The organism is Ruegeria sp. CDSA241 (genome assembly GCF_059611265.1).
The window spans coordinates 37,100-49,076 of record NZ_JBXWPF010000020.1; the positions used below are offsets into that span (position 1 = coordinate 37,100).

Genomic DNA, 11,977 nt, shown 5'->3' on the forward strand with positions numbered 1-11,977 from the left:
CGATTTCCTGTTCCAATTCAGGGCGTTCGCCAATCACTCCCCGGTCATGATAGAACGTAAGGCTTGGCGCGGCGGGATAGCCGTGCTAGAGGATGATCCATGAACCGGATGACCTGCATCATTATCTGCTGCATTACCTGCTGATTTATCAAGCGGGCCGGTTTCTTTCGTTTTCTTCCCTGAGACAAGTTGCTAAGCCCGCGCCAACGCGAGACGCTATGCCGTTCTTAGGAGCCGACAGATGAAGACGATCAAACTGCACAACACACGGACACGGACAAAAGAGGATTTCGTTCCGATCAGCGCCGACAATGTGCGGATGTATGTCTGTGGACCTACCGTCTATGACCGTGCCCATCTGGGTAACGCGCGGCCCGTGGTCGTGTTTGATGTGCTCTATCGTTTGCTGCGGCATGTTTATGGCGCAGATCATGTGACCTATGTGCGCAATTTCACCGATGTGGATGACAAGATCAACGCGACCGCGTTGTCTCGACAGAAGGCCGGGGCCAAAGGGTCGCTGGAGGATTTGGTGCAGGAACGATCGGATGAAACCATTGGCTGGTATCTGCACGACATGGGCGCGCTGGGGGCGTTGGAGCCGACCGAGATGCCGCGCGCGACGCAATATATTACTCAAATGGTCGCGATGATCGAGGATCTGATTGCCAAGGGTCACGCCTATGCGGCCGAAGGGCATGTTCTGTTCGCGGTGGACAGTTGGAAAGAGCAGTACGGAGCCCTGTCCGGTCGGTCCGTGGATGATATGATCGCGGGTGCTCGGGTCGAAGTTGCGCCGTATAAGAAGAACCCGATGGATTTCGTTCTGTGGAAACCGTCTACCGACGAGTTGCCCGGGTGGGAGTCTCCTTGGGGTCGAGGGCGTCCGGGTTGGCATATCGAATGCTCGGCCATGAGCTATGAGCTGTTGGGTGAGAGCTTTGACATTCACGGCGGTGGCAACGATCTGATGTTCCCGCACCATGAAAACGAGATCGCCCAGAGCAAATGCGCCCACCCGCATGGCGAGTTTGCGCGCGTTTGGCTGCACAATGAGATGCTGCAGGTCGAAGGCAAGAAAATGTCCAAATCGCTGGGCAACTTCTTCACCGTGCACGATCTTCTGGAGCAGGGCGTGCCCGGTGAGGTGATCCGCTTTGTCTTTTTGCAGACGCATTATCGCAAACCGATGGACTGGACAGAGAAAAAGGCACGTGAAGCGGAAGCAACGCTGCGCAAGTGGCGGGCGCTGACATCAGGCATCGAGCCCGCCGCCAGCGCGGCGCCCGCGGTCATCGCTGCGCTGAGCGATGATCTGAACACAGCGGGCGCCATCACCGAGCTATACCGGCTGGCGTCCGAAGGTGACCATGCAAGCCTGTTGGCTGGCGCCGAGGTTATGGGTCTGTTGATGCCCGAAATGGGTGCATGGGCCGATCTGGCCTCAGTGGATTTGGGGTCGTATGCGGATAAACTGGCAGAAGCGCGGGCCGGGGCGATGCAGAGCAAGGATTTCTCAGAGGTGGATCGCCTGAAAGCAACATATGTGGCCGCTGGCCTTGAAGTGCGGATGAGCAAAGAAGGTGTAGAGTTGGTTCCCGGTACCGGCTTTGACCTTGCCAAGTTGGAGGGAGTGTTATGACAAAAACTCGCCTCTACCTCTACGACACCACCTTGCGCGATGGGCAGCAGACGCAGGGCGTGCAGTTCTCGACCGCTGAGAAGGTGCAGATCGCGCAGGCGCTGGACGAGTTGGGTGTGGATTACATCGAAGGTGGTTGGCCCGGTGCGAACCCGACTGACAGTGCGTTTTTTGATGCCGCGCCAAAAACTGCGGCGCGGTTGACCGCTTTTGGGATGACCAAACGCGTGGGCCGGTCAGCTGAGAATGACGATGTTCTTGCGGCGGTGATGAACGCAGGCACGAAGTCAGTGTGTCTTGTGGGCAAGTCGCATGATTACCACGTGACCCAGGCGCTTGGGATCACTCTGGAGGAGAATGTCGAGAATGTGCACGCCTCGGTTGCGCATATCGTGGCGCAGGGGCGTGAGGCGCTTTTTGACGCTGAGCATTTCTTTGACGGCTACAGAGACAATCCCAGATATACGGTCCTGGTTTGCAAGGCCGCTTTAGAGGCCGGAGCTCGCTGGGTTGTTCTGTGTGACACCAATGGGGGCGCATTGCCCGGTGAAGTGTCGCGGGTTGTATCCGAGGTGATTGCCGCAGGTTTGCCAGGTGATCGTTTGGGCATTCATACCCATAATGACACGGAAAACGCGGTTGCGTGCTCGCTCGCTGCTGTGGATGCGGGCGTGCGTCAGATTCAGGGAACCCTGAACGGGTTGGGCGAACGCTGCGGGAATGCAAATCTGACGGCTTTGATCCCCACTTTGCTGCTGAAAGAACCTTATGTGTCGCAGTTTGATATTGGGGTCAGCGTCGAGGCCTTGGCGGGTCTGACGCGGGTCAGCCGTATGTTGGACGAAATCCTGAACCGAGTTCCCAGCAAGCAGGCGGCCTATGTGGGGGCGTCTGCTTTTGCGCATAAGGCGGGGCTGCATGCCAGCGCGATCCTGAAGGATCCGTCGACGTACGAACATGTCGATCCGGCGACTGTCGGCAATGCACGGATCATCCCGATGTCGAACCAGGCGGGGCAGTCGAATCTGCGTAAACGCCTGACTGAGGCCGGCCTGAGCGTGGAAAGTGGTGATCCGGCGCTGGGGCGCATTCTTGACCGGATCAAGCAACGCGAGGCCGAAGGCTATTCTTATGACACCGCCCAGGCCAGTTTTGAGCTGTTGGCGCGCGATGAGCTGGGCCAGTTGCCCGCGTTTTTCGAGGTCAAACGCTATAAGGTCACGGTCGAGCGGCGTAAGAACAAATACGACAAGATGGTCAGCCTGTCCGAGGCCGTTGTCGTGGTAAAAGTCGACGGGGAAAAGAAGCTGTCGGTCAGTGAATCTCTGGACGAAGATGGCAGCGACCGGGGTCCGGTGAACGCTTTGGCCAAGGCTCTAGCCAAGGATCTGGGGCAATATTCGCGGATATTGGACGACATGCATCTGGTCGATTTCAAGGTGCGGATCACCCAAGGCGGAACCGAGGCCGTGACGCGGGTCATCATCGACAGCGAAGACGGGCAGGGGCGGCGCTGGTCAACTGTCGGGGTCAGCGCGAACATAGTGGATGCGTCGTTTGAGGCCCTATTGGATGCGATCCAGTGGAAGCTTGTACGGGATTGCCGTCCTCGGGCGGTGGTGGCCGAGTGACGGTGCAGTTCAATGACGATCTGAAGGCCTGTGCTGCATTGGTGCATCGCGCCGATCCGGACCGGTTCATGGCGGCGATGGCCGCGCCGGTTGCCGCACGTTCGGTTCTGTTTCCGATCTATGCCCTGAATGTCGAGGTCGCCCGAGCGCCCTGGGTCACGCAAGAGGCGATGATTGCCGAAATGCGCCTGCAATGGTGGCGCGATGCATTGCAGGAAATTGCTGAAGGTCCGACTGTGCGTCGACATGAGGTCGTGACGCCGTTATCGCAGGTTCTTTCCCCACATCTGGCGGTGATGCTGGATGAATACGTGGCCGTAAGGCGCTGGGATATTTATCGCGATCCTTTCGAGGACGAGGCCCATTTCGAGGCCTACCTCAATCACAGCTCAGCCAGTTTGATGGTCGCGTCGGCGCAATCTTTGGGTGAGGCCGACGAGCCTGTGTTGCGAGATTTCGGCTATGCCGTTGGCGTGGCGAACTGGTTGCGCGCAATCCCGGATCTTGAAGCGCGCAGGCGTATTCCTTTGTTGGATGGAACACCCGATGCAGTGCGCGCTCTGGCGCAAAAGGCTCTGAACCGGTTACGGCGCGCACAGGGACAGCGTCTGGCGATTTCACCAGAGGCGCGCCCGGCGCTTTTGGCGGGTTGGCAATCTGAATGGGTGTTGCGCAAGGCGATTGCTCAGCCAGATCGCGTGGCCGCAGGGAATTTGATGCAGGGTGAGGTTCGGCGCCGGGTTTCCCTGATGTGGAAGGTGGTCCGGGGTCGCTGGTAGACCTCAGACCGTTTCGGGCTCGGACGGGCGCAGAACCAACCAAAGCAATGCGCCCCCGGCCAGAGTCAACAATGGAACCATGGCAAGGTTTACCGCGGTCCAGCCTTCAACCGGTGAGCCGCCAGAGCAGTTCATCAATCCACCCGAAGCAAGCGAAGCCAGTGTTACGCCACCGAATACCAGCAGGTCGTTCAGACCCTGCATGCGGCCACGCTCGTTGATGTCATGCGATGCCGCCAACATGGTGGTCGCGCCAATAAAGCCAAAATTCCATCCGACGCCCAGCAAGATCAGAGCGATGAAGAAGTTCTCAAGCTCAACCCCTTGCAAGGCGACAACGCCAGCACCGGCAAGGATTGCCAGACCAAGAGCTACGATCTTTTCGACGCCAAAACGGGCAATCAACTGGCCGGTGAAGAAACTGGGGATGTACATGGCGAGAACGTGAAAAGAGACCACATCTGCCGCGTCATTGGCTGTGTAGCCACAACCAACCACTGCCAGCGGAGTGGATGTCATGACCAGATTCATCAACGCATAAGAAACCATTGCGCAGATGATGGCCACGGCGATGCGCGGCGTCTTTAGCATCTCAAGCCGGGTGCGTCCGGTCGGGGCCCCCTCAGCGGCTTTTGCAGGCGTGGGGATGTCCAGAAAGAAAAACAAGACCGAACCCAGAATGTTGAGCACAATCACCGCCAGATAGGTGCCCAGGAATGGGATCACATAGGCGGTTGAGGTCAGCTTAACGATTTGGGGGCCAATGAGCGCGGCGGCCAGACCGCCGGCCATGACGTATGAGATTGCCTTAGGGCGAAAGGCGTCCGAGGCTGTGTCCGCGGCGGCAAAGCGATAGAATCCGTGCGCGCTCATATAGATGCCGGTCAGCAGACTGCCCGCCAGGAAGACCGGGAACGAGGCCAGATACAAACCGTAGGCCCCAACCAGCCCCCCGCAGGCACCTGCCGTTGCCCCAACCAGAAACCCTGCGCGCCGTCCCCAGCGTTGCATTATGGCCGAAATCGGTGTTGCCGCCAGCATTGACCCCAGCACGATCAGCGAGATGGGCAGGGTTGCTAGACAGGCATTGGTGGCCAGCGACTGCCCGGCCAGACCGCCAACAATAAAGATCATCGGCATCTGCGATCCCAGAATGGCCTGAGCTGCGACCAGAACAGCGACATTACGCTTGGCCTGACTGTTATCCGGGATCGTGGGTGTCATTGTCATGCGCCAATGCGTAGCGATGAAAGCAGGGTCATACAAGACGGTTGCATCTGCGACAAAGCACCCTAACGTGCTGCTGACCAATTTGCCGGAGCGCGCATGTCCGTCGGACGTATCATTGAAACCCCCGATTGCGTGGCCGAGGGGGCCAAGTGGCTGGCCGAGACCTGTCCGCGCATGGCCTATGCGATGGACCAGACCGGGCCTTTGCCGCTGCGCCGTAAGCCTGACGGGTTTGCCCAGCTGCTAAGTGCGATTGTCAGCCAACAGGTCAGTGTGGCCTCGGCGAACGCCATCTGGAAACGACTGCAAGATGCAAAACTGACGGGCCCACGCAAAATCATGTGGGCCACCGATGAGGATTTGCGTGCGGTGGGCCTTAGCCGCCAAAAGGTCAGATATGCCCGAGCGCTTGCGGAGGCTCGTATTGATTACAAGGCGTTACGCGACGCACCTGATGAGGATGTTGTGGCGATCCTGACCGAAATTTCAGGCATAGGCGTCTGGACTGCCGAGATTTACGCGATGTTTTCTCTGGGCCGTGCCGATGTGATTGCACCGGGCGACCTTGCGCTGCAAGAGGCCGCGCGCATCCTCTATGATTTACCCAAGCGCCCTACGGATAAAGAACTGCGCCGGATGGCCGAAGCGTGGTCACCCTGGCGGTCGGTTGCAGCGCGGGCGTTGTGGGCCTATTACCGGGTCGCAAAAGAACGAGAAGGGATCAGATGACACGGGTTTTGAATGCGCTCCGAAAAGAGCCGGTTTCGGGCGATACGCGCTCGGTCGTGGTGTTCGTGCATGGCTATGGCGCCAACGGGGCCGACTTGCTGGGGCTGGCCGATGTGTTGGGCGAGCACTTGCCGGACACGCTGTTCGTTGCCCCTGACGCGCCCGAGCAGATCCCGGGTATGCCCAATGGCTTTCAGTGGTTCCCGATCCCGTGGATTGATGGCTCTTCCGAAGAAGAATCGCGCCGCGGGATGGAAATGGCGGCGGATGACTTCGACGCTTTCCTCGATGCGTTGATGGTGGACGAAGACGTTCTGCCCGAGCAGGTGGTTCTGTTCGGATTTTCGCAAGGCACGATGATGAGCCTGCATGTCGCCCCGCGCCGCGAGGACCCAGTGGCCGGGATAGTAGCCATTTCAGGACGCCTTCTGGAACCCGATCTGCTGCCGGATGAAACAGTCAGCCGCATGCCGGTCCTACTGGTACATGGCGACGCCGATGACGTCGTGCCGCCACAATCATTGCCCGAAGCCGCCGAGGCCCTGCAAGCGGCTGAGTTCAAAGAGGTCTATGCCCATGTCATGAAGGGCACCGGCCACGGTATTGCCCCGGATGGTCTTAGCGTCGCACTGGCTTTCATGCGTGACAAGCTGAGCCTTTAAGCAATGATTGCGGTCCGCCCCATGATGCCCGAGGATGTCGCAGCAGCTTGCGATTTGCTCAACCAGATCATCGCCATTGGTGGTACGACTGCGAATGAAACCCCTTTCTCCGAGGCGCAGTTTGCGCAGAGTTATCTATTGGGTCTCGATAAGATTTGCAGCCATGTAGCGATGGACGCGCAAGGTGAGGTTGCCGGGTTTCAATGGCTTGGGGTGAATGACGCACTGCCCGACGATTGTGCTGACATTGCAACCTTCACCCGCCGCGAACCGGTTTTGAAGGGGGCAGGGCGTGCCTTGTTTGAAGAAACCGCCAAATTTGCCGTAGGGGTTGGGCTCGGTTCCATCAGCGCGACAATAAGGGCTGATAACCGGTTGGGCCTGAACTATTACGAGAAGATGGGATTCCAAGATTACTCGGTTGATTTTGGTGTGCCCCTTCGTGACGGCACGCCGGTCGACAGGATTACCAAACGGATTGATCTGAGATTGGAGATACCATGCTGATCGTAACCGGAACTATCGAAATTACGCCGGAAGGTGTCGAAGCTGCCAGAAAAGCTGCGCAGGAAATGGTTGCCGAGACGGTGAAGGAAGCAGGCTGCACGGTCTATGAATTCAGCCAGATTCTGGGTCATGCCAATCGGTTTCGGATCTACGAAGAATGGGAAAGTCAGGCCGCGCTCGAGGAGCATTTTGCCACACCGCACATGGCAACATTTCAGGCGGTGCTGGGCAAGGTCGGAGTGACTGAAAGTCTAATCTATCGGATCACGGGAGGTGACAAGAAACCGCTGCGGTGATCCTAGTCCCATAAGGAAGGCTCGGCGAATTCGATGGAATTCCCGGACGGGTCGCGAACGTATAGAGACAGTATTCCGTTCGGCCATTCAAATTCAGCGTCTACGGGCACGTTCCAGTCTATAAGATGTTTTCGCATCACCGCGATTTGCGCGCGCGCCATGCCAAAGCAGGCATGACCCGGACCTTGGGCGCCATGGGCGGGAACAGGCAGGCGCGGGTTGCCCGGAGGTTTTTCGGTCTCTGCCGCATTGAATAGCAGCAACACTGAACCACCCACCTTGTAGAACACATGCCGGTTGGCGACACGCTGGATTTGCTCAAGCGCCAAAACGTCCCCATAGAAATGCTCTGCAGCATCCAGGTCGTCGACATAAAGTGACGCTTCTAAAAGGCCGGTTGGCTGCGGAATGTCAGGTGATACCTTCATTCCTCGATCCTATCACAAATAGGCGTTTCGGTCACCGACGTGGGCGCCGGTCCCGTTTGCGCGAAGAAGATGGCGCAAGGGCAGGCATAGATAGGCTATCCCATTGCCCCGGCTCAAGCCCGTCCAAAGTCCAGTCGCCAATCCGGGCGCGGATCAGTCGAAGGGTCGGGTGCCCAACGGCCGCCGTCATCCGGCGCACTTGCCTGTTTCGACCTTCTCGAAGGACCAGTTCGACCCAACAATCCGACACCGTCTGCCGCACTCTGATCGGCGGGTCGCGCGGCCACAATGCCTCGGGCTGATCCATCAATCGCGCCTTGGCAGGGCGGGTCAAGCCCTCCTTCAGCTCAACACCATCGCGCAGGGCTTTTAGGGCGGAGGCGTCTGGCTCCCCTTCGACCTGCACCCAATAGGTCTTAGCCATTTTATGCTTGGGATCGGCTATCTGCGCCTGAAGGCGACCATTGTCGGTCAACAGCATCAAACCTTCGCTATCGCGGTCCAATCGCCCGGCGGGATACACGTCCGGCAGATCAATGAAATCCGACAGCGTACTGCGCGGAGACTCCGCATTCGCGCGATCCGTGAACTGCGGCAATACATTGAATGGTTTATTGAAGCGGATGAACCAGGACATTACCCGCCATAGCCCGGCGATCGAATTGGTGCAACCTGTGGATAACTGTCATCGGCCTGTTACGGATTCGGAATACTCAATCCCCGAGATATTGTGGAAACTCAGGGCTTGTCAGAGCTTTAACACGATATATAGTAAAGCTAAGGCCGGGGCGGGGGTTCTCCGCTCTGATGCCAAAAGAGGCAGAGCAGAGCGTGGAGCGATTCTGATATGGACGGAGACTTCAGGACCGAATTTGTCAGGGAACCCGGTGCGCTCAAGCATCATCCGGCATTGGTTTTGAACGCCGATTACCGCCCCTTGTCCTACTATCCACTATCGCTCTGGCCGTGGCAGGAGGCCATAAAAGCTGCCTGGCTGGACAGGGTGGATATCGTCGCCGAATATGACGAAGTTGTCCGAAGCCCGAGCACCGAAATACGAATACCCTCGGTCGTTGTGCTGAAAGATTATGTAAAACCCAGAAAGCGCGTGGCCTTCACGCGCTTTAATTTATTTCTGAGGGATGAATTCCGCTGCCAATACTGTGGCAGCCGTGGGGATCTGACCTTTGATCACGTGATCCCGCGCGCGGCGGGCGGGGTGACAAGCTGGCAGAACGTTGTTGCGGCCTGTAGCCCATGTAACTTGCGCAAAGGGTCTAAATCACTGCGGCAAGCAGGAATGACATTGCGCAAGCCTCCGCGGCAGCCGGATGCCGAGGCTTTGCGCAACGTTGGACGAAAATTCCCACCGAACCATCTGCATGACAGTTGGATAGACTTTCTCTATTGGGATGCGGAACTGGACGAGCTCTAACGGCCTTCACGCCACGCGGCGAACCAGAGCAGAACCAGAACGAAAGACAAAGCGGCATTCCATCCGGCCATGGAAACACCAAATAACTCCCATGGAATATCATCACAGCGTACCAGTGGTGCCGACATGATCTGATCCAGCAGTTCTTCTGCCGACAGACCGCCGATGCTGCTTGATGTGCAGCTTGACGGACCTTCCCACAAACCGCGTTCTACACCAGCGTGATAGACACCAATGACCGCAGTGGTCAGCGCCGCCATGACGCCTAAAAGAGGGAGGATCGCCAGCCGAGGTAGCGCAAGCGCCGCAGCACCGATCAGGATGGCGACAGCATGCGGATAGCGTTGCCAGATGCACATTTTGCAGGGTGGAAGCCCGCCGAGATACTGAAACGCAAAGGCCCCAAGCAGCAATGCCACAGATCCAAACGTGGCAACCAGGACCAGTAAATTTCGTCTTGTCATAGGAATCTCACCGCTAGGAACCCGCCGAACAAAAGGATGATGAACAGGGTAAACATAAGGCCCAGCCGCTTTTCTATGAAGGTGCGGATCGGCTCTCCGAACCCCCAAAGCAGACCGGCGACGATGAAGAACCGGATCGCTCGGGCCAGAATCGAGGTGGCAATGAAGGTGCCCAGGGGCATCCCTGTCCAGCCGGACATGATGGTGATGACCTTATAGGGAAAAGGCGTAACCCCAGCGGCCAGAACAGCCCAGAAACCAAAGTCATTGAACCGTGTGTTGAACTCTTCCATGGCGTGGGCTTTGCCCATGGATTCAAGGATGGGCTGGCCGAGGCTTTCATAAAAGAACGCGCCGATTGCATATCCTAACATTCCGCCCAAAACCGAAGCTACCAGTGCCACAGAAGCAATCAGCCAGGCCCGGGAGGGTCGGGCAAGGATCATGGGAATCATCAGAACGTCCGGCGGTATCGGAAAGAAAGAGCTTTCGATGAAGGAAACAATAGCCAGCGCCCACAAGGCATTCGGGTGTTCTGCCAGACGAATGGTCCAGTCATAAAGAGGTCGCAGCATCAGGTGCAATTTCCCTGTACATGTGTTGGGTAAGCCAAATCATGCGCCCCGCAGGCCGTCAACCTTGCAGGCTGGAACATTCCTCAATCAGGGTGTTTTTTGCCTCTGGACCTTCTCGATTTTGAACGCTAATTCAGTGTCCGTGGCCCAAGTGGCGGAATGGTAGACGCAGGGGATTCAAAATCCCCCGGTAGTGATACCGTGCCGGTTCGAGTCCGGCCTTGGGTACCAAAGTAAAAACAGAGGGTTAGGGGAACCTGCCTTCTGTTTTTTCTTTCCGGCAGTTCTAATTGCTCGCATTCCCAACTCACACTTTCGCGTTCTGGTCAGAATTCCCGATGTCAAAAGCGCATAATTGGATGTGTTTGCGGTCACTGCGGGGCAGATGCGCAAGAAAAGCTTCAAAGGCGGGGAAAATTCAGGGGGGCTTGTCAAATCTGAGGATACGCCTGCTTTGGTGACCTGCTGGCCTTGACAAGCTAATGCTCAGAATGAAACCTCTTACGGGTTGGGAGATTCTGAAAATTCAAAGATATGCCTGCTGCATAGCGGGCGTTGTTGCATATCGCAGGGCCATTTATCCGGCGCTTTGATGTGTCTCCCACCAGAAAAATAATGGGAGTTCACTTATGAAAAACAGCAGCAAGCTTAGCCTCGGCGCGGTTGTCACGGCGGCTCTGATGGCGCCTGCGGCCTATGCCGAAGAGTTTATCACCATCGGCACAGGTGGCGTGACCGGGGTGTATTACCCAACTGGCGGTGCAATCTGTCGTCTGGTCAACAAAGGGCGCAAGGAACATGGCGTGCGCTGCTCGGTCGAATCGACCGGCGGTTCCGTGTACAACATCAACACCATTCGCGAAGGCGAGCTGGAGTTTGGTGTCGCGCAGTCCGACTGGCAGTACCACGCCTATAACGGCAGCTCGAAATTCGAAGAGGCCGGCCCGTTTGAAAACCTGCGCGCCGTCTTCTCGGTTCACCCCGAACCGTTTACCGTTGTGGCCCGTGCCGATTCCGGTGTGACCAATTTCGAAGACCTGAAAGGCAAGCGCGTAAATATCGGTAACCCCGGTTCCGGTCAGCGTGGCACCATGGAGGTTCTGCTGGGCGAAATGGGCTGGTCCACTGACGATTTCGAACTGGCGACCGAGTTGAAGGCGGCGGAACAGTCTGCGGCGCTTTGCGACAACCAGATTGACGCAATGGTCTATACCGTGGGTCACCCCTCGGGCTCGATTCAAGAAGCCACCACGGCTTGCGACTCGGTTCTGGTCAATGTCAGCGGCGAGGCCGTGGACAAGCTGGTCAACGACAACTCATTCTACCGTACTGCTACCATTCCCGGCGGCATGTACCGCGGGTCGGATGGTGATACCGCGACATTCGGCGTTGGCGCGACCTTCGTGACTTCGGCGGACGTATCGGATGATGCGGTTTATGCGGTTGTCAGCTCGGTTTTCGAGAACTTCGATGACTTCAAAAAGCTTCACCCGGCATTTGCCAACCTTAAGCCCGAAGAGATGATCGCGGACGGCCTGTCGGCTCCGCTGCATCCGGGTGCCGAGAAGTACTATAAAGAAAAAGGCTGGATTCAATAAG

14 protein-coding genes and 1 tRNA gene are annotated in these 11,977 nt (G+C 57.4%); 10 read left to right on the plus strand and 5 right to left on the minus strand.

All coding sequences use genetic code 11. The features are described from left to right. The first annotated feature begins 241 nt into the window (after window positions 1-241). Genes cysS through AC2FJV_RS16900 form a run of 3 tightly spaced genes read left to right on the plus strand, consistent with a single transcriptional unit; the run spans window position 242 to window position 4,052 of the window. On the plus strand, window positions 242-1,642 hold the full coding sequence (cysS, locus tag AC2FJV_RS16890) for a cysteine--tRNA ligase (protein ID WP_496714128.1): 1,401 nt from the start codon (window positions 242-244) through the stop codon (window positions 1,640-1,642). Beyond that, window positions 1,639-3,273 (plus strand): citramalate synthase, encoded by a 1,635-nt coding sequence (gene cimA / locus AC2FJV_RS16895; RefSeq protein WP_496714129.1) that lies wholly within the window; start codon window positions 1,639-1,641, stop codon window positions 3,271-3,273. The genes cysS and cimA overlap by 4 nt, the downstream gene beginning before the upstream one ends. Window positions 3,274-3,275: 2 nt before the next feature. After that, a complete protein-coding gene (locus AC2FJV_RS16900) occupies window positions 3,276-4,052 on the plus strand; it encodes a squalene/phytoene synthase family protein (protein ID WP_282027478.1) in 777 nt (258 codons plus the stop codon). Window positions 4,053-4,055: 3 nt separating this feature from the next. On the opposite strand, the gene AC2FJV_RS16905 is transcribed toward AC2FJV_RS16900, so the two are convergent. After that, window positions 4,056-5,282: an MFS transporter gene (locus tag AC2FJV_RS16905; protein WP_282027388.1), complete on the minus strand. Its 1,227-nt coding sequence runs from the start codon at window positions 5,280-5,282 to the stop codon at window positions 4,056-4,058. Between the two features lie 96 nt (window positions 5,283-5,378). Here AC2FJV_RS16905 and AC2FJV_RS16910 point away from each other — a divergent pair, with 96 nt between their 5' ends. Genes AC2FJV_RS16910 through AC2FJV_RS16925 form a run of 4 tightly spaced genes read left to right on the plus strand, consistent with a single transcriptional unit; the run spans window position 5,379 to window position 7,476 of the window. Further along, the gene (locus tag AC2FJV_RS16910; protein ID WP_496714130.1) at window positions 5,379-6,011 is read left to right on the plus strand and encodes a DNA-3-methyladenine glycosylase family protein; all 633 of its coding nucleotides are present in this window, start codon (window positions 5,379-5,381) and stop codon (window positions 6,009-6,011) included. Beyond that, window positions 6,008-6,673 (plus strand): alpha/beta hydrolase, encoded by a 666-nt coding sequence (locus tag AC2FJV_RS16915; RefSeq protein ID WP_142633653.1) that lies wholly within the window; start codon window positions 6,008-6,010, stop codon window positions 6,671-6,673. The genes AC2FJV_RS16910 and AC2FJV_RS16915 overlap by 4 nt, the downstream gene beginning before the upstream one ends. Before the next feature lie 3 nt (window positions 6,674-6,676). Then, the gene (locus tag AC2FJV_RS16920; protein ID WP_496693490.1) at window positions 6,677-7,180 is read left to right on the plus strand and encodes a GNAT family N-acetyltransferase; all 504 of its coding nucleotides are present in this window, start codon (window positions 6,677-6,679) and stop codon (window positions 7,178-7,180) included. After that, window positions 7,174-7,476 carry a putative quinol monooxygenase gene (locus AC2FJV_RS16925; RefSeq protein ID WP_281994581.1) on the plus strand — a complete coding sequence of 101 codons (303 nt, stop codon included), beginning with the start codon at window positions 7,174-7,176 and terminating at the stop codon, window positions 7,474-7,476. Before AC2FJV_RS16920 ends, AC2FJV_RS16925 begins: the two co-directional genes overlap by 7 nt. 2 nt (window positions 7,477-7,478) lie before the next feature. Here the strand turns inward: AC2FJV_RS16925 and AC2FJV_RS16930 are convergent, their stop codons facing one another. Together AC2FJV_RS16930 and AC2FJV_RS16935 are read right to left on the minus strand one after the other, a co-directional pair. After that, a complete protein-coding gene (locus AC2FJV_RS16930) occupies window positions 7,479-7,904 on the minus strand; it encodes a VOC family protein (protein ID WP_281994582.1) in 426 nt (141 codons plus the stop codon). A gap of 31 nt (window positions 7,905-7,935) precedes the next feature. Further along, window positions 7,936-8,541 carry a pseudouridine synthase gene (locus tag AC2FJV_RS16935; RefSeq protein ID WP_496704559.1) on the minus strand — a complete coding sequence of 202 codons (606 nt, stop codon included), beginning with the start codon at window positions 8,539-8,541 and terminating at the stop codon, window positions 7,936-7,938. 210 nt (window positions 8,542-8,751) lie between these two features. On the opposite strand from AC2FJV_RS16935, the gene AC2FJV_RS16940 reads away from it, so the two are divergent. Further along, the gene (locus AC2FJV_RS16940; RefSeq protein WP_142633663.1) at window positions 8,752-9,339 is read left to right on the plus strand and encodes an HNH endonuclease; all 588 of its coding nucleotides are present in this window, start codon (window positions 8,752-8,754) and stop codon (window positions 9,337-9,339) included. Here the strand turns inward: AC2FJV_RS16940 and AC2FJV_RS16945 are convergent. Together AC2FJV_RS16945 and AC2FJV_RS16950 are read right to left on the minus strand one after the other, a co-directional pair. Next, entirely contained in the window at window positions 9,336-9,803 is a 468-nt protein-coding gene (locus AC2FJV_RS16945) for a disulfide bond formation protein B (RefSeq protein ID WP_271947233.1), read from the minus strand. The genes AC2FJV_RS16940 and AC2FJV_RS16945 overlap by 4 nt on opposite strands. Next, the gene (locus AC2FJV_RS16950) at window positions 9,800-10,378 is read right to left on the minus strand and encodes a YqaA family protein (protein WP_496700406.1); all 579 of its coding nucleotides are present in this window, start codon (window positions 10,376-10,378) and stop codon (window positions 9,800-9,802) included. The genes AC2FJV_RS16945 and AC2FJV_RS16950 overlap by 4 nt, the downstream gene beginning before the upstream one ends. Window positions 10,379-10,523: 145 nt before the next feature. On the opposite strand from AC2FJV_RS16950, the gene AC2FJV_RS16955 reads away from it, so the two are divergent. Together AC2FJV_RS16955 and AC2FJV_RS16960 are read left to right on the plus strand one after the other, a co-directional pair. Then, window positions 10,524-10,609 (plus strand) — tRNA-Leu (locus tag AC2FJV_RS16955). Between the two features lie 398 nt (window positions 10,610-11,007). After that, window positions 11,008-11,976 (plus strand): TAXI family TRAP transporter solute-binding subunit, encoded by a 969-nt coding sequence (locus AC2FJV_RS16960; protein ID WP_142633669.1) that lies wholly within the window; start codon window positions 11,008-11,010, stop codon window positions 11,974-11,976. Window position 11,977: the final 1 nt, after the last annotated feature.

Bases quoted from the DNA above. Each gene is read 5' to 3' on its own strand.
- AC2FJV_RS16925 (WP_281994581.1), top strand. From the start codon at position 7,174: ATGCTGATCGTAACCGGAACTATCGAAATTACGCCGGAAGGTGTCGAA.
- AC2FJV_RS16905 (WP_282027388.1), bottom strand. From the start codon at position 5,282: ATGACAATGACACCCACGATCCCGGATAACAGTCAGGCCAAGCGTAAT.
- cysS (WP_496714128.1), top strand. From the start codon at position 242: ATGAAGACGATCAAACTGCACAACACACGGACACGGACAAAAGAGGAT.
- AC2FJV_RS16915 (WP_142633653.1), top strand. From the start codon at position 6,008: ATGACACGGGTTTTGAATGCGCTCCGAAAAGAGCCGGTTTCGGGCGAT.
- AC2FJV_RS16960 (WP_142633669.1), top strand. From the start codon at position 11,008: ATGAAAAACAGCAGCAAGCTTAGCCTCGGCGCGGTTGTCACGGCGGCT.
- AC2FJV_RS16910 (WP_496714130.1), top strand. From the start codon at position 5,379: ATGTCCGTCGGACGTATCATTGAAACCCCCGATTGCGTGGCCGAGGGG.
- AC2FJV_RS16920 (WP_496693490.1), top strand. From the start codon at position 6,677: ATGATTGCGGTCCGCCCCATGATGCCCGAGGATGTCGCAGCAGCTTGC.
- AC2FJV_RS16930 (WP_281994582.1), bottom strand. From the start codon at position 7,904: ATGAAGGTATCACCTGACATTCCGCAGCCAACCGGCCTTTTAGAAGCG.
- AC2FJV_RS16935 (WP_496704559.1), bottom strand. From the start codon at position 8,541: ATGTCCTGGTTCATCCGCTTCAATAAACCATTCAATGTATTGCCGCAG.
- AC2FJV_RS16950 (WP_496700406.1), bottom strand. From the start codon at position 10,378: ATGCTGCGACCTCTTTATGACTGGACCATTCGTCTGGCAGAACACCCG.
- AC2FJV_RS16945 (WP_271947233.1), bottom strand. From the start codon at position 9,803: ATGACAAGACGAAATTTACTGGTCCTGGTTGCCACGTTTGGATCTGTG.
- cimA (WP_496714129.1), top strand. From the start codon at position 1,639: ATGACAAAAACTCGCCTCTACCTCTACGACACCACCTTGCGCGATGGG.
- AC2FJV_RS16940 (WP_142633663.1), top strand. From the start codon at position 8,752: ATGGACGGAGACTTCAGGACCGAATTTGTCAGGGAACCCGGTGCGCTC.